The organism is Butyrivibrio sp. NC2007 (genome assembly GCF_000421405.1).
GTDB lineage: Bacteria > Bacillota > Clostridia > Lachnospirales > Lachnospiraceae > Butyrivibrio.
Map to the genome: position 1 here is coordinate 38,277 of NZ_ATWY01000005.1, position 19,207 is coordinate 57,483.

Sequence of the window (19,207 nt, forward strand, 5' to 3'; positions counted from 1 at the left end):
AACGGAAATAAATCTTGGTGTATATTTTTCTATAACATGAACCTAAATTTGGAGGATTACCAAAATGAGTGATATCAAGATCCTAAGCAGCTACAAGGCGCTTTCAGACCACAACCCTGTAATGGTGCAGAGATTCGGAGCTGACCCCTATGCACTTGAGTACAAGGGAAGAGTATATATTTACATGACACTGGATTATCCGGAGGTCAATGACATCGGGGAAATCCAGGAGAATACCTATAGTAAGATCGACAAGATCAGCGTCATTTCATCTGACGACCTTGTTAACTGGACGGACCACGGAACGGTCTATGCAGCAGGTGCAAACGGCCAGGCGAAATGGGGCGGAAATTCCTGGGCGCCGGCAGCAGCATGGAAGACAATAGATGGGAAGGACAAGTTCTTTTTGTACTTTGCTAACAGCGGAAACGGAATCGCAGTCCTTACGGCAGACAGCCCTGTAGGACCGTTTACCGATCCTCTTGGACATGCGCTTATATCAAGAGAAACACCCACCTGTGCCGAGGTAACATGGCTCTTTGACCCTGCAGTTCTCATGGATGATGACGGCGAGAGCTACATATATTTCGGGGGCGGAGTTCCGTCTGATGACAAAGCTTCTGATCCCGGAACAGCAAGGGTTGTCAAGCTTGGAAAAGACATGATCTCTATCGTGGGAGATCCGAAGCCCATAGAAAATGTATCCTATCTCTTTGAGGATTCCGGCATAAATAAGATTGATGGAAAGTACTATTATTCCTACTGCTCAAACTTCTCCATGACACCTGAAGCCGAGAAGGAAAAAGGCTTTGAGCAGGGCGAGATAGTAACCATGGTTTCCGATGATCCCATGGGACCTTTTGAGATGGCAAATCCTGTTCTTAAGAATCCTGAGCATTTCTTTGGACTTGGCGGAAATAACCACCACTGTATGTTTAAGTTTGAGGGCGAGTATTACATCACCTACCACTCAAGGATATTAGAGGAGAGCATGGGCATTCTTAAGGGCTATCGCAGCACCAGCATTGACAAGCTTGTGATCGATGAGAAGGGGCAGCCTTCTGCCAGCGTTGCTACAAGAGAGGGTGTTAGGCAGCTTAAGTGCGTCGATCCTTACGTGGAGACAAAAGCAGTTACCATGTCAAATTCAGCAGGTGTTGCCACAAGGCAGTACGGAGAAGAGGCAGTTAAATACGGCTCCGGCGACATGATCCTGACTGCAATCAAGAGCGGAAGCTGGGTGCAGATAAGTGGTGTGGACTTTGGCGCAGATCCTGCAAGGCTTGTGGAAGTTATGGTGAAAAGAGCTGACGGAAGAAGGTCAGATAAGATAAGAGGCAAGATCCTTGTATGCCTAGACTCACCTGAGTCAAAGCCCATAGAGGAGATTGAAGTTGGCATGGAGCCTGTAAAGGGAGTGGACGCCGGAGAAGAGCTCATTAAGATTTCAAACAGGCTCGATACTCAGGCTGTAGGAATTCATGATCTGTACTTTGTCTTTGAGGGTGAAGGCTTTGAGTTCTATTCCTGGAAATTTGTAGAGTGATCTTGCGCGGCGAAAACTGTTTTGTAAGATATGGGGGAAATTATGGCAGAGATAGCAAACAAGGGGCCTGTGGCACCCAAGGATCCAACTAAGAAGCGTCCTTTTTTCTATATTATGAAGGACAAGGAAATATTCGGAGCTCCGCAGCCGGATGGAAGCTTTGCTCACTTTTTGTACATGGATATGGGAAGACTTACCGATGCTGCCAAGCTCACGGGTAATGTCACAGATGAAGAGATGATAGAGAGCCTGACCACAAGAACAGGTCTTCAGAAGATGGTCCACTCCATCGGAGTCAGCGTATCCTGCGAGAAAGCTGCTGAGAAGACAAGGTTTGTGGCAGAGCTGTATCCGAATACTCCCGGCGAAGAGGTAACCGTCATTGAAGCGGAGCTTGCCATGGATGGCATGGAGACTGTAATTGAGCTTGATGGCGTCGACTGGAAGGACGGCGATAAAGAGCTGGGGCAGATGAGATTTCTTTTTGATAAAGAGGGGCTCTGCGCCACGGCAGATGTAAGGTTCTATCTTAATGACGGGTTTGAAGCTCCCGAGCAGCCCGAGGAAGTTGCAGTAGATTTCGCTTCTGAAGGCTACAAAAAGATGATCGGCAATAGCCTTATGCAGACCGGTAATACCGAAAGGCTCAGAAAGGTCCTTGATAAGGCAGCTTCCGGAGAGGATGTAACTCTTTCATTTATCGGAGGCTCAATAACTCAGGGAGCCGGCGCTATTCCCATCAATGAGAAGTGCTACGCAAGGGTCTTTTACGAGGACTTTGTAAAAAGATATATGAAGGGCGGAGAGTGCACCTTTGTTAAGGCCGGTGTTGGAGGAACTCCTTCAGAGCTTGGAATGATCAGGTTTGAGAGAGATGTGCTCCGTGATGGGAAGTGCGAGCCTGACCTTGTTGTCATAGAGTTTGCAGTTAACGATGAGGGCGATGAAACTCAGGGCGTATGCTACGAGAGCCTTGTGAGAAAAGCTCTTTCTCTTCCCTGGAAGCCAGCGGTAGTTCTGCTATTTGCAGTTTTCTCAAACGACTGGAATCTTCAGGACAGATTATCTCCTGTTGGAAAGAATTATGATCTTCCGATGGTCAGCGTCCTTGATGCCGTAAGTCCGCAGTTTCCGCTGATGCCTAAGGATGGGCGCGTCATCTCCAAGAACCAGTACTTCTACGATGTGTATCATCCCAGTAATCTTGGACATCAGATCATGGCTGACTGCCTGACGAACCTGATGGAGGTGGTAAGTGTAGGGCCTCTTCCTGCTGATCAGGGAAAAGAGATTTCTCTTGCGGAAATTGAGCCGGTGATCGGAGCAGATTTTGAGCAGGTAGAGCTTCTTGATAAGAAAGAGATGGATGCGCTTAAAAAGAAGTACGATATCGGAGAGGTGGCCGAAGGCTCTTTTGACCAAAAAGATGAAGACCTGCAGGCTGTGGAGATGGATAAGGATATCAAGATGACTCCCGAATTTCCGCACAACTGGTGTCACGAAGGCGGAAGTGAGCCCTTTAAGATGACGCTTACCTGTAAGAGACTGCTTCTGATATTCAAGGATTCAGCTGCTGCAAGCCATGGCACGGCTGAGGTCTATGTCGATGGTAAGAAGGTCCTGGATGCGGATCCTCACGTAAACGGATGGACCCACTGCAACGCCGTGATCCTTGTAAATGAGGCGGAGAGCAGGAAACGGGAAGTCCTCATTAAGATGAAGGATGTAGACGAAGATAAGAAGTTTACCATTCTCGGATTTGGAGTCTGCTGAAATAGATATCAGAAAATGAGAAAAAACATGGCGGAAAATGTGAAGAAGCATGTCGCCATGTTTTTGTATAATTAGCCATAGAAGGACTATGGGGAAACATGGGGAAAACGAAATGGGTAAATTAGTACTTCCAAAGATCATTTCGGACGGAATGGTCATTCAGAGACGTAAAAGAATACATATTTGGGGATGGGACGAGCCTGGAAGAGGAATCGAGGTAAGGCTCGATAATCTCATGTCCACAGGAAAGGCTGACGATAGAGGAAGGTTTGATATCTACCTTTCTGCAAAAGAGAGCGGAGGCCCTTACGAGCTCATCGTTTCAGACGATAAGGACGAGGAGATCGCGGTTAAAGATGTAATGATAGGCATCGTGTGGCTCGCCACCGGTCAGTCCAACATGGAGCTTCCCATCGCAAGGGTTAAGGACAGGTATCCTGCTCTTGCTCAGATTGAGGAGAATCCCGGGATCAGGACCTTCAAGATCGTGGAGGACACAGATTTCCACGGACCTTTGGCGGAGCTGAGGAGCGGCGCATGGAGCAGAGTTAAAAAGGATACCATCATGGACTTCTCTGCGACCGGATACTTCTTTGCTGCATATCTTCAGAAGCTCACAGGTCAGACTGTTGGATTTATAAATGCATCCCTTGGCGGATCCAAGATTTCCTCCTGGATGTCAAAAGAGATGCTGGAGGGGTATGACGAACTTATAGAAGAGGCGGATAAATACGCCGACGATGATTTCAGAAAGAATCAGGCGGACAAAAACGTCATCAACGGAACGCTCTGGAGAGAGAAGCTCGATAAGCTTGACAGGGGACTTTCAGAGAAGTGGATGAAAGAAGAGCTCGACGAGCGCAGCTGGAAGGAAATGGATATTCCGGTGATGTTTAAGGATACTGAGCTAAACGGAATGTGCGGATCGGTATGGTTCAGAAAGAGCTTTGACCTGCCTGAGGAACTTGCCGGAAAGAACGCAAGACTGTTCCTTGGAACAATGGTAGACAGGGACGAGGTATTTGTTAACGGAGTGAAGGTCGGCGGGATAGAGTATCAGTATCCGCCGAGGAAATATGATATTCCCGAGGGACTTACCAGGGAAAAAGGAAATGTGATCGCAATAAGACTCTGCGTTGAGTACGGCCTTGGAAGGATAACTCCGGACAAGGAGTACAAGATATTCAACGATGATGCTGAGGTAAGGCTTGATGGTACCTGGTACTACAAGGTTGCTGCAAGATGCGGAGAGATTCCGCCCACAGACTTTATCAACTGGCATCCGACAGGTCTTTACAACGCCATGACTGCGCCTTGTCACAACTTCCCAATAGATGGAATCATCTGGTATCAGGGCGAGTCAAATACCTATGAGCCATATGACTATGTTGATCTCTCAAAGCGCATGATAAAGGGCTACAGAGATAAGTGGGGAGAGGAAAACCTTCCTTACATCACGGTTCAGCTCCCTAACTTTGTTATAGATATTCAGCCGGTGGACGATCCATGGCCTGAGTTCAGATTAAAGCAGGCAAAGCTCCTGGACGATCCGATGGTTGGAATGACAGTAAACATGGATCTTGGAGAAGACAACGATCTTCATCCCACAGGCAAGCGCCGCATCGGCAAGCGCCTGGCCCTCTGGGCTGCGCACCTTCGCTACGGCTATGCCGGCGAGTTCACAGGTCCTACACCTATTCCTGTTTCAGTTAAGGCTACAGGTTCAGGCCTTATGAAGGGCTCAACTGTAGAGATCAGGTTTGATCACGCCGACGGAATGGTTGCCAGAGACATCGGCAAGGGCAGCGAGATCCGCGATTTTGTTGTAGTTGATGATAAAGGAAAAGAGTACGAAGCCAAGGCTAAGATTGTCGGCGAAGCAATTCAGCTTCAGACAAACCTTAAGGTAGAAAAGATAAAGAAGGTTAAGTACCTGGTTGCCTATACATATTCGGGAGCCATGATCTACAACAAGGCCAACCTCCCAATGGGCCCCTTCGAACTCGAAGTAAAATGAGTCACCGGGGACGTTTCAGTTTTGAGACACCGGGGACGTTTCAGTTTGACTCATTATGAGACACCGGGGACGTTTCACATTGACCCATTTTGCAAGATCCGGAAGATTCTGCCCGCGCCCGGCGATTGTAGTTCGGGTGAATACCGGAGCCAAGTGCTGCCCGGGCGCCAAAAAGCGGCGCCCAGCGTACTGTCCCTTGACTCCGGTATTCATCCGAACATATTGGTCACTAAGGCGGGCAGGAAAAAGGGCGTTGCATTCAAGATTGAAAGTGCAGGCAGAAAGATGAGGTTTTGCTGATTTTCTACATATACAGCAAAAAGTAGGCTGTGGGCGTAGAAAGTATGAGAGAAAAATTTTGCATTAGGGATTATTTTCTACCTATACAGAAAAAAGTGATCTATGGGCACAGAAAATAGAAATGAATGTGGAGAATCTTTCTACCTATATCCCCAAAAGTGGCCGTTGGGCGTAGAAAATAAGGCATTTTGAATTTTGTTTAAGAAATTCTTTCTACCTATATTGTGAAAAGTGCCTTCGGGGCGTAGAAAATGTGTGATCATAAGATTTTCTATATATACAATTGAAACTATGTCCATGGTATAGAAAATTGGACACTTGAAAAAGTATGTTGATTCAATTTTCTATATATGTGAGAAAAAGTATTTCTGGGGTATGGAAAAACAAGCTTATAAAGATTTTGGGGTGAAGAGTTTTCTATATATATGAGCAGAAGTTGTCTCGAAGTATAGAAAAACTGCCTGACAAAGTTTTTGAGAAGATCTGTTTTCTATATATATGACAAGAACTCAACAGAAGATATAGAAAAGGAGTCAAAGAGAACCGTCCCCACTGACTCAAAATGAGACAAAGTGAAACGTCCCCGGTGACTCACCGCTACCAACGAGGACGAGCGAGAGCGTGCTCAAGGTGACCGAGTCAATTTTTGACGACAGCAGCCAATAGCTTTCGGACCTTATTGCTTGGTGTAGGTTCGGCCGGCGACGTCGGCACCCTGGAGGTACATCTTGCGGTACTCGGTGGGTGAGCAGCCGTTCATATCCTTGAATACACGGTTGAAGGTTGAAAGAGAGAAGAACCCTGACTGCAGTGCGATGTCCATGACTGAGAGGTCGGTGTCGCCAAGGAGCTCCTGAGCCATCATTACGCGGCGCTTGGTGATGTACTGATAGCAGGAGATGCCCATGGAGGACTTAAAGAGTCTCTCGAAGTGGTACTTGGAAAAGCCTGCAAGCTCAGCAAGCTGTTCAACCGAGAGATCCTCACTTCTGTGGGAATCGATGTAGTTGGTTACAGCCACTAGTTTTTCAATGTTTTTGGACTGGGAATCTGAAGTGCCGGTGGGAACAATAGCATCCACAAGATGCATGCTTCCAATCTGGGCAAGGATCAGAGTCACCAGAGAATATACAGATATCTGAAGAAATTCATCGCTCTCTCCGTAGAGGCGCTCAATGTCCCAGAAGTAGTTCTGAAGGCGCGCAGCTTCCACAGGGAACTGGCTCTGCTTAACATGAACGTAGGGCGGAAGAGTTTTAAGGAGTGGAACCATAAGAGAAACCTGTGAGTAGCGGGTAAAGTCAAAGAGAAGGATCATCTTCTCACCGCCCGGTGCAACAGACAGGTACTCATGAAGGGTTCCGGGAGCGATAAGCATTATATCTCCGGGAACGCAGTTAACAACTGCGGAAGAATCGTTGTGAAACTTAACCTGGAATGACCCTGACAAAGGAAGGATCAGCTCTACCTCGTTGTGCCAGTGGAGCGGATATTCGTTGAGCGTATTGTGATAGAGAAGGACGCCCTTTAAAGTGTCGTAAATTATATCTTCTCTGGACTGGGCGTTAATATCTTCAATCATGGATCATTCTCCTTTGATTTATGTTAACTCGTACATATTCTAGCATTTTACGCCAAGGGCGTGCAAATATTTGTGAAACAGAAGGGAAAACTTTTTATGGGAACAACTGATTGGACACAGCTTTGGCTGAATTACCACAGAGTCTACGAGGGCGATGGCGCATGGAATATCGCCCTTGAAGGATTTTCAGACACTGATGTTGTCATATCAAATGCAATATGCGAGTTCAGAAAAGCCATAGAGCTCCTTACCGGAGAGCAGGTATCGGATTCGCCGGAAGCCGGCAAGAAGGCGCTGACACTTAAGATCGCAAAGGTCGCTTCAATATCCGCAGAAGGCTATAGCATCAAAGGAAGCACTAACGGCATAGACCTTAGCGCATCCGACGCAAATGGCGTTCTCTACGGCGTCTTCGCAATCCTGCGCCTAATAGCATGTGGTAAAAGAGCTGACGAAGTAGCCGAGACAGCCTCTCCATCCAACCCTCTTAGAATGATGAACCACTGGGACAACATGGATGGCAGCATCGAGCGCGGATACTCAGGAAATTCTTTCTTCTTCGAAAACGAAGAGATCATCATAAACGACAGAACCAGAGACTACGCCCGCTTCATGGCCAGCATCGGCATCAACGGCATTGTCATCAACAACGTAAATGTAAAGGGAGCAGCTTCATACCTCATCACTGACAGGTACTTTGATAAGGTAAAAGAGCTTTCGGACATCTTTGAAGGTTACGGAATAAAGCTCTACATGTCCCTTAACTTCGCATCACCTATCGAGATCGGAGGCATGGACACCTGCGATCCTCTTGATAAATCAGTCATCTCCTGGTGGGAGAAAAAGATAAAGGAAGTTTACGACAATCTCCCGCACCTCGGAGGCTTCCTTGTAAAGGCAGATTCAGAGGGAAGACCGGGACCTTTCACCTACGGAAGGACTCAGGCAGATGGCGCCAACATGCTCGCCGATGTGATAGCTCCTTACGGCGGAATCATCATCTGGAGATGCTTTGTCTATAACTGCACTCAGGACTGGCGCGACACCAAGACAGACAGAGCAAGAGCCGGCTACGATTACTTCAAGGACCTTGACGGAGCATATCATGACAACGTCATCCTTCAGATAAAGAACGGACCTATGGATTTCCAGATCCGCGAACCCGTATCTCCCCTTCTCGGTGGCCTTACAAAGACCAACCAGATGCTGGAGGTTCAGGCAGCTCAGGAGTACACAGGCCATCAGATCGACCTGTGTTATCTCATCCCTCTTTTCAAGGAAGTTCTCGACTTCCACACACATTGCAATGAGGAAAAAGACACTGTGGCTGACATTGTAAGTGGTCGCACCATGGGCAACAATCTCGGAGGAATGTCAGCAGTCATCAACACCGGAAATGACATGAACTGGACCGGAGATGACCTGGCAGCAGCCAATACCTACGGATTCGGAAGATTGTCTTTTAACACAGAGCTCACAGCTGAAGAAATAGCAAGAGAGTGGATCGCTCAGACACTGAATCTTCCAAAGAAGGAAGAGGACATCCTCTGCAGCATGCTTCTTCGCTCAAGAGAGATCTACGAGAGATACACATCACCTCTTGGAATCGGCTGGATGGTAACACCAAACGGCCACTACGGACCAAGCGTTGACGGCTATGAATACTCAAGATGGGGAACCTATCACAGGGCTGATCACCTTGGGATCGGTGTTGACAGAACAGATAGGGGAACGGGCTATGCCCAGCAGTACTACCCGGAAAATGCAAAGTTGTACAACGACCCGAATACCTGCCCGGAAGAACTCCTTCTTTTCTTCCATCACATTCCGTACACCTGGAAGCTTAAGACCGGAAAGACACTGATCCAGCACATCTACGACAGTCATTTCCAGGGAGAAGAAGAGGCAAGAGGTCTTGCAGCAGACTGGGACAGCTTAAAAGATGCAGTTCCCGAGGAAGTCTACAAAAGGGTAAAAGAAAGGTTCGACCTTCAGCTGGATAATGCCAGAGAGTGGAGAGATCAGGTGAACTCCTACTTCTACAGAAAATGTGGCATTCCGGACGAAAAAGGCAGAACCATTTATTAAGCAAAAGATATGAAGGCTTAGCCCACGCGGTTCGATAACTGATACTGCTTGGGCGAGACGCCTATCTGCGTTGAGAAACGCCTTGAAAAGCTGGAATAATTGTTGTATCCCACCATGAAGCACACATCGTAGGGGGAATTATTTTCCAGCAATAATTTTTGTGCAAGAGCGATTTTTTTTGCATTAATGTAATGTTTTAAAGAGTCACCTGTCGCTTCGCTAAAAGCGCGGCTAAGGTGATCACTGCTGTAGTGAAGCTCAGCAGACATGGCATTTATAGTGATCTCATCAGAGAGATGTCTATCGATATATTCCAGCACTTTTGCCACGGCAACGGGCATAGTGCTGCTTTTTTTCTGCGGAGGAACGTTCTCAGAGTACTTGCAGGTAAGAAGAAGGAACTCTGCAAGGTAGGCCTTCGCCAGGACACTGTGGCCGTAGCACTCGCTGTGGAGGGCTTCCTCAAGGTTTTTTGCCACGGCAATGAACTTGGGGATCGACTCCTTTGGAATGCGCAGGTGATTCATGTTTGCAGAATTCGTGCTCCTAAAGAGCGTGCTAAAATCAGTCTCGGAATCACCGAGGCTCTTTAGATACTCGTACTGGACGTTGATGACGATCCTCTCATAGCCGCTTACATCCTCAAGGTCAACACCATGGAAGACCAGCGGGCTTATAAAGAAAATGTCCCCGGGCTCCATCTTGAAAAGCTCGGGTTCCACCATCATATTTACATCCCCTTTTAAGAAAAGAACAACTTCATATCCGTCGTGGTTGTGGACAGTGCTGATGTCAGTGGGATCGACACGGGCCTTCTTGTGCTCACAGATGATCTCGCTGTCTATGACGGTATACGGGAAGTTCAGACACTTTTTCATACCTCTCCTTATACATGGGAAAAGAGCTTGTGCACTTTATATCGGAAAATGCAAAAAATATATGGTTTTTTGTGTATTTGTATTAAAATCCCATGCCCTATGATTTATTTATAGCATTCAAATGGGGAAACATCAACAAGCAAAAGTGGAAAGAAAACCTGGTGGGGGTAAAAGTGTCAAAGGTCAGTTTTGATAACAGGTTAATGTTCACTTACGAATCTAAATCTTTTCCCGGAGTCAATAAGGTAGCAGCACTGGTCAGGCAGGACCTGTACCTGGTAACAGGGTTCCATGCAGGTGAATATACAAAGGGATGTAAGTGTAAGAACCTGATAATTTACGGAACCGTCGGCAGGAGCGATTACCTGGATGAGCTTGAAGAAAAGGGACTCATAGATTTAGAGGAAGTGAGAGGCAAGTGGGAAGTCTACAGCTTTCAGGTTATAGACAGCCCGATGGATGGAGTTGATCACGCTGTGGTCATCGCCGGAAGCGACAAGCGCGGAACCATCTACGGACTGTTCCATCTCTCGGAGCTTCTCGGGGTATCACCACTTGTTAACTGGAATCACGTATTACCCAAAAAGAAGAAAAACGCTTCATTGACAGATGAAGTAAACATGGTCAGCAAAGAGCCATCTGTTAAATACAGAGGATTCTTTATAAATGATGAGTGGCCGGCTTTTGGAAATTGGGCCACAGAGCACTTCGGCGGAATAAACGCCAATTGCTATGAGAGAGTTTTCGAACTTCTCCTTCGCCTTAAGGGCAACTACCTATGGCCTGCCATGTGGGCATCGAACTTCAGCATGGACGGACCGGGGCTTGAGAGCGCAAGACTTGCGGACGAGTACGGAGTGGTGATGAGCACATCCCACCACGAACCCTGCATGAGAAGCGGAGAGGAGTACAGGCTCCTTCGGGGAGAGAACTCAATCTACGGAGATGCCTGGGACTTTAGGGCAAACAGAGAGGGAATCACCCGTTTCTGGCGAGACGGACTTATAAGAAACAAGTCCTTTGAAAATGTAATAACTCTTGGCATGCGAGGCGAGAGAGACTCAAGGATACTTGGGGATGATGCTTCGCTACAGGATAACATAGATCTGGTAAAAGACGTTTTGAAGACCCAGAACGATCTTATCAAAGAGACCATTGATGATGATCTAAAGAACGTTCCGAGGCAGATAGTTCTTTTCTCCGAAGTGGAAGAATTCTTCTACGGCAATGAAAAGACAAAGGGCCTTATGGGTGATCCGGAGCTTGAGGATGTAACTTTAATCCTCTCCGATAACAACGTCGGCTACACAAGAACACTTCCGGATAAGGAGATGAGAAATCATCCCGGCGGATTCGGAATGTACTATCACATGGATATGCACGGTGGTCCTTATTCCTTTAAGTGGATAGGAGCCACCTTCCTCCCAAGGGTATGGGAGCAGATGACAGCAGCTTACGAGTTCGGCGTAAGACAGATCTGGGTCACCAATGTTGGTGATATAGGCACTCAGGAGCTTGGTCTTTCATATTTCCTTGACCTTGCTTACGACATAGATAAGTGGGGCGGCACAGATGCAGCCATCACTGAGACTTACGTAAATGAGTGGGCGGAGAGGCAGTTTGGTGGTATGCTTCCCCTCTCCGGAAGAAACAAAGCAAAAAAGATCCTGTGGGATTACACATCTCTTCTTGAAAAGAGGCGCCACGAGATCATGAATGCAGATGTTTACCACCCTCTTCACTTTGGAGAGGCAGACATGGTCCTTAACATCAGCGATGAGATACTTAAGGAATCAGCTGCACTTAAAAAGAGAATAAATGACGAGAATCTATCGGCATTCATATCTCTTTTGTACTATCCGGCCTGCGGAACGGCCAACCTCATGAAGATGTGGATACTGGCCGGCAGGAACAAGTTCTTTGCAATGCAGAACAGGATTGAAGCCAACGATGTTGCAGAGCAGCTTGACGCTTGCGTAAAAGAAGATGCCCGTATCATTGATGAATATGAAACGGTGGACGGCGGCTACTACAAAGGCTTTGGCAGATCGGAGCATGTGGGATTTATCAACTGGAACGAAGAGGATAACAGATATCCCATAAGGCATCTTGTATATGGCGCAAACTCGCCGAGGATGCTTGTTTCCAGGGCAGAGGATGAAAACTACATGACGGGCCTTGAATGGAATGATCACCCCCAGACCTGGAGTGACATGCTAAGACCGGATGTGAGCAGCATCGAATTTGACCTGATAAGCGGAAGTGAGATCCCTTACAAATACAGGATCAGCACCGATTGCAGCTGGCTTTTGCTTTCAAAAACAGAGGGCGAGGTCAAAAAAAGAGAGCGGATAACCCTTTCGGTGAATAAAGCTCTTTTATCCGAAAAGATCACAGGCACGTTTACAGTGGAAGGCATTGGAATCGGATGCGCACACGTAACGGTGGAAGCTTCTCCTGCGGATGCTCCGAAGGGACTCTTTATTGAGAGCGACGGATATATCTGCATGGAGGCAGAGCATTTTTCCGAAAAGGCTAACACCAAAAAGGGAGGCTTTAAAGTTCTTTCTCCTTATGGAAGAAGCGGAAGCGCCATCAAGGCATTTCCTGTGACAGAGGATTTTTATCGGGGAAAGACAAGACCCAGTGTCACATACAGATTTATGGCGACGGAAAACAGTGAGTACGAGGCAGTCTTTTTACTGGCACCTACAACACCGGTTACTTTTAAGCCGGAGCAGTACCTGGGATACTCGGTTAACGGCGGCAAGACAAAGATAATAAACACCGTCAGAGATCCGGAGAACCAGTTTTTCTTCAGCCCTCAGTGGCGTGAGGAAGCAATAAACAGCGTCAAGATCGTTACGGACATGATAAAGCTCGTAAAAGGGGAAAATGAACTTAAGTTTTATGGCTGCAGTCCCGGCATCGTTCTTGAGAGGATAGTGCTTATAAAAAAAGGAATTAAAATCCCGGAGTCCTACCTTGGACCCAGGGAGAGCTATATCAGGGGATTAGAGGAGGAATGAAATGAGCAGGCAAGCTAAGGCCCAAAATAAGGCGGGCGCCGGTGTCTATCTTAAAAAGTACTGGCAACTTTATGTGATGTTATTTTTACCACTGTTGTATCTTTTGATCTTTAAATATGCACCTATGATCTATGTGCAGATTGCGTTCAAGAAATACTCACTGGTAGAGAGTGTTTGGAAACTGCCACTGGCAGCTAATCACGGTTTTGAGTATTTTATCAAGGCATTCGGAAATAATGATTTCAGATATGCACTTAGAAATACACTTACACTTAACCTGCTGGATCTTGTTTTCGGATTCCCGGCACCTATCATATTTGCTCTTATATTAAATGAGCTTTGCTTCCAGCGTTATAAGAAGGTTGTGCAGACCATTGCTTACATGCCTCACTTCCTTTCATGGGTCATCATCTACAGCTTGGCTCTGCAGCTCCTTGCACCAAACGACGGACTTGTAAACATGGTTCTTATGAAGATGGGCGGATCATCAATTCCGTTCCTCAACGACGCAGCTCACTGGATCGGCAGCTACATCGGATTCGGTATCTGGCAGAACTTTGGTTGGGGCTCTATCGTATATCTGGCATCAATTGCCGGCATCAACCCTGAGCTCTACGAGGCAGCAGCCGTTGACGGAGCAGGCAGATTCAGGAAGATGTGGCACATCACGCTTCCCGGCATCAAGCCAACCATCGTGGTTCTTCTCATCATGAACCTCGGAAATATCCTGGGCGGCGGATTTGATCGTCCTTTCGCATTCCAGAACAACCTGGTCATGAAGGTGGCAGACGTTATTGCAACTTATGTATATCGTGTAGGTATCAAGGGACTTCAGTTCTCGCTGACAACAGCGGTTGGACTCTTCCAGTCGGTTGTTGGTGTGTTCTTCCTGCTGATGGCTAACTTTATCTCTCGTAAGCTTGGCGAGAGAGGAATCTGGTAAGGGAGGACAAAAGAGATGAAAGTAAAATCAACGACTGATAAAGTATGGGACTGGGTGTTCGTGATATTTTGCCTCTTTGTGAGCCTTATCTGCGTCATCCCGATGCTGAACCTTCTTGCCAAATCCTTGAGTGGTACGGATTTCCTGGTAAGAAATGAAGTATATCTTTTACCTAAGGGACTTAACTTCGATGCTTATGCAACGGTACTTAAGGATCCCAAATACATAAGAGCATTTGTGTGGACTGTATTTCTTACAATTGTCTGCACCATAGCATCTCTTACAATGACAACACTTTGTGCTTATCCCCTTATCTTTGAGCACTTAAAGGGAAGAAAAGCAATTAACATTTTTATCACCATTACCATGTTCTTCAACGCAGGAACAATTCCGAACTACCTGCTGATGCAAAAGCTCCACCTGCTCAGTAACCCACTGGTTCTGATCCTGCCCGGTGTACTTAGTGTTTACAACATGATCATCATGAGGAGTTTCTTCTATGGAATTCCTGACAGCTTAAGGGAGTCAGCTGAGATCGACGGGGCAAGCCTTTTCAGGATCCTGATCAGCATTTACCTTCCTCTGTCCAAGCCGGTTCTTGCAACACTTGCACTGTTCTACGCAGTAGGAAGATGGAATGGTTACTCAGATGCCTTGATGTACATGAGAGATGACAGGTTCTACACACTGCAGCTCCTTCTGTACAACATCATCAACAACATCAACCAGGTAGAGGTTGCAACACAGGAGGGCTTCTCAGCTCCGGGACTTGCTGCATCACTTAAGGCAGCCATCGTAATGTTCTCAACGATCCCGATCCTGTGCATCTATCCTTTCCTGCAGAAGTACTTCATCCATGGTGTTACTCTTGGAGCGGTTAAAGAATGAGTACTTAGCGAGGTATTTTCGAGTTTAGTACGAATTCTTGTTCTGGCGAGCGCTCGCGCGAGAGCAGAACTTCCTTGTTGGTAATTATTAAAAATTCACATAAAAAATATGGAGGTAGAGTTATGAAGAAAAAGGTATTATCTATGTTTCTTGCATCTGCAATGGCTCTTTCAATAGTTGCCTGCGGATCAGAGGGCGGTGGGGCAACCACAGAGACACCTGCAGCAACTACAGAAACACCTGCTGCTACAACAGAGACACAGGCAGAGGCACCTGCTGCTGAGCCTGAGACAGCATCAGAGCTTACAGACGGTAAGTTCGCTGACACAAGAAAGATCACAGTAGAGATCTACGACAGAGGAAATGACGGCGGTTCAGATCCTGAGAACAACATGTACACAGAGTACATCAAAAAGGGAATGCTCGAGGAGCACAACGTAGAAGTAACCTTCAAGAAGGTTCCAAGATGGACAGAGGTTGATGATATCAACAACCTTCTTGCAGCAGGCGAAGCTCCTGACATCTGCGTAACATACAGCTATCCTACAGTTCTTACATACGCTCAGATGGGCGGTGTTATCGATCTTCAGGACCTCATTGAGCAGTACAAGGCTGATACACCAAACCTTTGGAACTGGCTTGGCGACCAGAACATGCTTTGGGACAAAGATCCTAAGACAGGCGAAGTTTGGGCACTTGAAGGAAGACGTGCTGAGCAGCAGAGAATCGTTACTTTCGTTCGTCAGGACTGGCTCGATGCTCTTAACATGAAGGCTCCTACAACAACTCAGGAGTTCGAAGACATGCTCGTTGCATTCAGAGACAATGCTGATACTCTTCTTGGAAAAGACGCTTCCAAGATGGTTCCTTTCTCAACAAGCTATGATGTAGGTTGGAGAGCATCTAATATCATCACATCTTTCATGGATCCTAAGATCACTGACAAAGAGTACTACATCAACGGATTCGATGACAGAATGGTTACAGAGCCTCAGACAAAAGAAGCTGTTAAGCTCCTTAACAAGTGGTACAACGATGGCCTTATGTGGAAGGATTTCGCTCTTTACGGAAGCGGAGACACAACTGAGGACGATATGATCAAGGCCGGCTATGTAGGCGCATTCCAGCACAACTGGGATTATGTATTCAGAAACGGTGAGGATTCAATCAACTCTAACCTTATTAGAAACGTAGGTCCTGATGCTAAGTTCGTACCGGTTGACTGCTTCCAGAACTCAGACGGCAAGTATGCTAAGTGGCTTTACTCTTCAGCAGGCGACAGAAAGCTCTTCTTCCCTACAACAAACACAGAGCCTCTTGCATCACTTCTTTACCTCGACTTCATTTCAAAGCCTGAGACAATCAAGTACCTTCAGGCAGGTGAAGAGGGTGTTACACACGAAGTTCTTGAGTCTGGCGCTATCCAGATCATCGCAGCAGAAGGCGATGCAATCCAGAACTCAGGTAAGAACATCGACTACACAATCACATGTAACGGAACATACTTCGGTGATCAGAAGCTTGCTGACCTTTCAATCGCTTATGGTTATGCCGGACAGGATCCTGAGCTTGTAAGTGCTGCTGACAAGATCTCTAAGGCAGACGGACTTGAGCCTAAGAACGTCAACGTTGGTGTTATCGAGGCTGAGGCAGGTGTAGGTGATACACTTTCAGCTAAGAGAGATCAGGTTTATGATCAGGCTGTAGTTGCTTCTACTGCTGACTTCGATGCAGTTTGGGAAGCCGGTATTGCTGATTACCTTTCAGCAGGTGGACAGGCTATCATCGACGAGAGAACAGCTAAGTGGGCTGAGTACTTCGGCGATGCAGATATGCTTCCATAATATTAAGTTCCTCAGGGGCTGCGCTTTACGGCGCGGCCCTTTTTTGTGGGGAGTCAAAAAGAACCGTCCCCACTGACTCCCCATATTTAAGAATAAGATGCCAAAATGTGATAAGAAAAAAACCTCCCGGAAGCATAAACTAATATTTGTAAGAATGACCTTTTTTCAACATTACATAAATAAAAGGGGTACGCAATGAACAGAGAAGAAGCTAGAAACAGGGCAAAAGAGCTGGTTGCCAAGATGACAGTCGAAGAGAAGGCATCTCAGCTTCGTTATGACTCACCTGCAATAGACAGGCTGGGTGTTCCGGCCTACAACTGGTGGAATGAGGCGCTTCACGGTGTTGCAAGAGCCGGCACAGCCACCATGTTTCCACAGGCAATTGCACTGGCTGCAGCCTTTGATGAGGACCTCATGAAGCAGGTCGGAGAGGTTATCGCAGAGGAAGGCAGAGCCAAGTACAATGAGCAGGCAAAGCGCGGTGACAGAGACATTTACAAAGGACTTACCTTCTGGTCACCAAACGTTAATATCTTCCGTGATCCCAGATGGGGACGCGGACATGAGACCTACGGAGAAGATCCGTTCCTTACAGGAACCCTGGCAGTTCCTTTTATAAAAGGAATTCAGGGCGATGGAGAGTACATGAAGGCAGCAGCTTGTGCCAAGCACTTTGCTGTTCACTCAGGACCTGAGGGAGAAAGACATTTCTTCGATGCCAAGGCCAGCAAGAAGGATCTTGAGGAGACTTACCTTCCTGCATTTGAAGCCTGCGTAAAAGAAGGAAATGTCGAGGCAGTAATGGGAGCTTACAACAGAACCAACGGAGAGCCCTGCTGCGCCAACAAGCCACTTATGGTTGACCTTCTTCGTGGCAAATGGGGATTTAAGGGACACTTCGTATCAGACTGCTGGGCTATCCGCGATTTCCACGAGAATCACAAGGTTACAGCAACAGCTGAGGAATCGGTTAAGCTGGCCCTTGAGATGGGATGCGATGTGAACTGCGGATGTACCTACCAGAAGATGATGAATGCTTACAGAGCAGGACTTATCACAGAGGAGCAGATTACAGAGTCAGCAGTAAGACTCTTCACAACAAGATTCCTTCTTGGAATGTTTGATAAGACTGAGTACGACAACATTCCGTTTACAGTGGTTGAGTGCGATGAGCACCAGAAGGTTGCAAGCAGAGCTGCAGCTGAGAGTATAGTTCTTTTAAAGAATGACGGACTTCTTCCACTGGATAAGACAAAGCTTAAGACCATCGGTGTAGTAGGACCAAACGCCGATTCAAGAATAGCACTTCAGGGTAACTACCATGGAACATCATCAAGATTCGTTACCGTCCTTGAGGGTATTGAGGATAAGGTAGAGGGAAGTGCAAGAGTTCTTTATTCTGAAGGATGCGATCTCTGGAAGCCAAACCTCAGCAACCTCTCAGATCAGGACTATCCTGACAGACTCTCAGAAGTTCAGACCATCGCTGATTACTCAGATGTAATGGTGGTTGTAGTCGGACTCGATGAGAACCTTGAGGGCGAGGAAGGAGATGCAGGTAACCAGTTTGCATCAGGAGACAAGGTAAACCTTGAGCTTCCTATTCCTCAGAGACAGCTCCTTAATTCCGTTCTTGCATGTGGCAAGCCAACAATAGTCATCAACATGTCCGGAAGCTCCATTAACCTCGGTGTTGCACAGGACAAGGCTGCTGCAGTCATCCAGGCATGGTATCCGGGAGCAAAGGGCGGAAGAGACGTTGCGGACATCCTCTTCGGCGACGTATCACCTTCAGGTAAGCTTCCTGTAACCTTCTATAAGTCGGCAGATGACCTTCCTGACTTTAAGGATTACTCCATGAAGAACAGGACTTACAGATACTTTGAGGGAACACCTCTTTATCCTTTCGGATACGGACTTACATATGGTAAGTGCAGCGTAAAGGATGTAGACGTTGAGCTTGTTAAGGACGACAAGGGAGAGTTTGCCGGAGCCAAGGTTACAGCTACTGTTGTAAACGAGGGCAAAAGAGATACCGACGAGGTTGTTCAGATCTACATCAAGGACACGGGTTTTGAGCTTGCAATCCCTAATCCAAGCCTTTGCGGATTTAAGAGAGTTCACCTTGCTGCAGGAGAAGAGAAAAAGGTTGTTGTTGATATAAACAGAAAGGCCTTTACTTCTGTAGATGAAGAGGGAGTCAGAGATCTCTTTTCCAAGAATTTCACCATCTACGCAGGCACATCACAGCCCGATAAGAGATCGGAAGAACTCACCGGCGTTAAATGCGCAGCTAAAGATGTACAGCTTTTGTAA

Annotated in this window: 11 protein-coding genes; 9 read left to right on the forward strand and 2 right to left on the reverse strand. The window is 46.9% G+C overall.

The features are described from left to right. Nucleotides 1-64 precede the first annotated feature (64 nt). The 3 genes from G632_RS0105360 to G632_RS0105370 all read left to right on the forward strand — a co-directional run bounded on the left by G632_RS0105360 (nucleotide 65) and on the right by G632_RS0105370 (nucleotide 5,336). Nucleotides 65-1,546: a glycoside hydrolase family 43 protein gene (locus G632_RS0105360; RefSeq protein WP_022767997.1), complete on the forward strand. Its 1,482-nt coding sequence runs from the start codon at nucleotides 65-67 to the stop codon at nucleotides 1,544-1,546. A 42-nt stretch (nucleotides 1,547-1,588) separates the two neighbouring features. Next, on the forward strand, nucleotides 1,589-3,319 hold the full coding sequence (locus G632_RS0105365) for an SGNH/GDSL hydrolase family protein (protein WP_022767998.1): 1,731 nt from the start codon (nucleotides 1,589-1,591) through the stop codon (nucleotides 3,317-3,319). Nucleotides 3,320-3,431: 112 nt separating this feature from the next. Continuing rightward, a complete protein-coding gene (locus G632_RS0105370) occupies nucleotides 3,432-5,336 on the forward strand; it encodes a sialate O-acetylesterase (protein ID WP_022767999.1) in 1,905 nt (634 codons plus the stop codon). A gap of 976 nt (nucleotides 5,337-6,312) precedes the next feature. On the opposite strand, the gene G632_RS0105375 is transcribed toward G632_RS0105370, so the two are convergent. Continuing rightward, nucleotides 6,313-7,218: an AraC family transcriptional regulator gene (locus G632_RS0105375; protein WP_022768000.1), complete on the reverse strand. Its 906-nt coding sequence runs from the start codon at nucleotides 7,216-7,218 to the stop codon at nucleotides 6,313-6,315. A 96-nt stretch (nucleotides 7,219-7,314) separates the two neighbouring features. On the opposite strand from G632_RS0105375, the gene G632_RS18910 reads away from it, so the two are divergent. After that, nucleotides 7,315-9,306: an alpha-glucuronidase gene (locus G632_RS18910; RefSeq protein ID WP_022768001.1), complete on the forward strand. Its 1,992-nt coding sequence runs from the start codon at nucleotides 7,315-7,317 to the stop codon at nucleotides 9,304-9,306. A 17-nt stretch (nucleotides 9,307-9,323) separates the two neighbouring features. Here the strand turns inward: G632_RS18910 and G632_RS0105385 are convergent, their stop codons facing one another. Continuing rightward, nucleotides 9,324-10,184: an AraC family transcriptional regulator gene (locus G632_RS0105385; protein WP_022768002.1), complete on the reverse strand. Its 861-nt coding sequence runs from the start codon at nucleotides 10,182-10,184 to the stop codon at nucleotides 9,324-9,326. A 173-nt stretch (nucleotides 10,185-10,357) separates the two neighbouring features. On the opposite strand from G632_RS0105385, the gene G632_RS0105390 reads away from it, so the two are divergent. From G632_RS0105390 to G632_RS0105410, 5 genes are all read left to right on the forward strand, one after another. Continuing rightward, nucleotides 10,358-13,213 (forward strand): glycosyl hydrolase 115 family protein, encoded by a 2,856-nt coding sequence (locus G632_RS0105390; RefSeq protein WP_022768003.1) that lies wholly within the window; start codon nucleotides 10,358-10,360, stop codon nucleotides 13,211-13,213. A gap of 1 nt (nucleotide 13,214) precedes the next feature. Beyond that, a complete protein-coding gene (locus G632_RS0105395) occupies nucleotides 13,215-14,156 on the forward strand; it encodes an ABC transporter permease (RefSeq protein WP_022768004.1) in 942 nt (313 codons plus the stop codon). 15 nt (nucleotides 14,157-14,171) lie between these two features. Beyond that, nucleotides 14,172-15,044: a carbohydrate ABC transporter permease gene (locus tag G632_RS0105400; protein ID WP_022768005.1), complete on the forward strand. Its 873-nt coding sequence runs from the start codon at nucleotides 14,172-14,174 to the stop codon at nucleotides 15,042-15,044. 122 nt (nucleotides 15,045-15,166) lie between these two features. Then, nucleotides 15,167-16,888, forward strand: a complete 1,722-nt coding sequence (locus G632_RS0105405; protein ID WP_022768006.1) for an extracellular solute-binding protein — start codon at nucleotides 15,167-15,169, stop codon at nucleotides 16,886-16,888. Nucleotides 16,889-17,083: 195 nt separating this feature from the next. Beyond that, on the forward strand, nucleotides 17,084-19,207 hold the full coding sequence (locus tag G632_RS0105410) for a glycoside hydrolase family 3 C-terminal domain-containing protein (RefSeq protein ID WP_022768007.1): 2,124 nt from the start codon (nucleotides 17,084-17,086) through the stop codon (nucleotides 19,205-19,207).

What these genes read in the sequence shown, in the direction of transcription:
- G632_RS0105360 (WP_022767997.1), top strand. Translation starts at nt 65, where the DNA reads ATGAGTGATATCAAGATCCTAAGCAGCTACAAGGCGCTTTCAGACCAC.
- G632_RS0105365 (WP_022767998.1), top strand. Translation starts at nt 1,589, where the DNA reads ATGGCAGAGATAGCAAACAAGGGGCCTGTGGCACCCAAGGATCCAACT.
- G632_RS0105370 (WP_022767999.1), top strand. Translation starts at nt 3,432, where the DNA reads ATGGGTAAATTAGTACTTCCAAAGATCATTTCGGACGGAATGGTCATT.
- G632_RS0105375 (WP_022768000.1), bottom strand. Translation starts at nt 7,218, where the DNA reads ATGATTGAAGATATTAACGCCCAGTCCAGAGAAGATATAATTTACGAC.
- G632_RS18910 (WP_022768001.1), top strand. Translation starts at nt 7,315, where the DNA reads ATGGGAACAACTGATTGGACACAGCTTTGGCTGAATTACCACAGAGTC.
- G632_RS0105385 (WP_022768002.1), bottom strand. Translation starts at nt 10,184, where the DNA reads ATGAAAAAGTGTCTGAACTTCCCGTATACCGTCATAGACAGCGAGATC.
- G632_RS0105395 (WP_022768004.1), top strand. Translation starts at nt 13,215, where the DNA reads ATGAGCAGGCAAGCTAAGGCCCAAAATAAGGCGGGCGCCGGTGTCTAT.
- G632_RS0105400 (WP_022768005.1), top strand. Translation starts at nt 14,172, where the DNA reads ATGAAAGTAAAATCAACGACTGATAAAGTATGGGACTGGGTGTTCGTG.
- G632_RS0105405 (WP_022768006.1), top strand. Translation starts at nt 15,167, where the DNA reads ATGAAGAAAAAGGTATTATCTATGTTTCTTGCATCTGCAATGGCTCTT.
- G632_RS0105410 (WP_022768007.1), top strand. Translation starts at nt 17,084, where the DNA reads ATGAACAGAGAAGAAGCTAGAAACAGGGCAAAAGAGCTGGTTGCCAAG.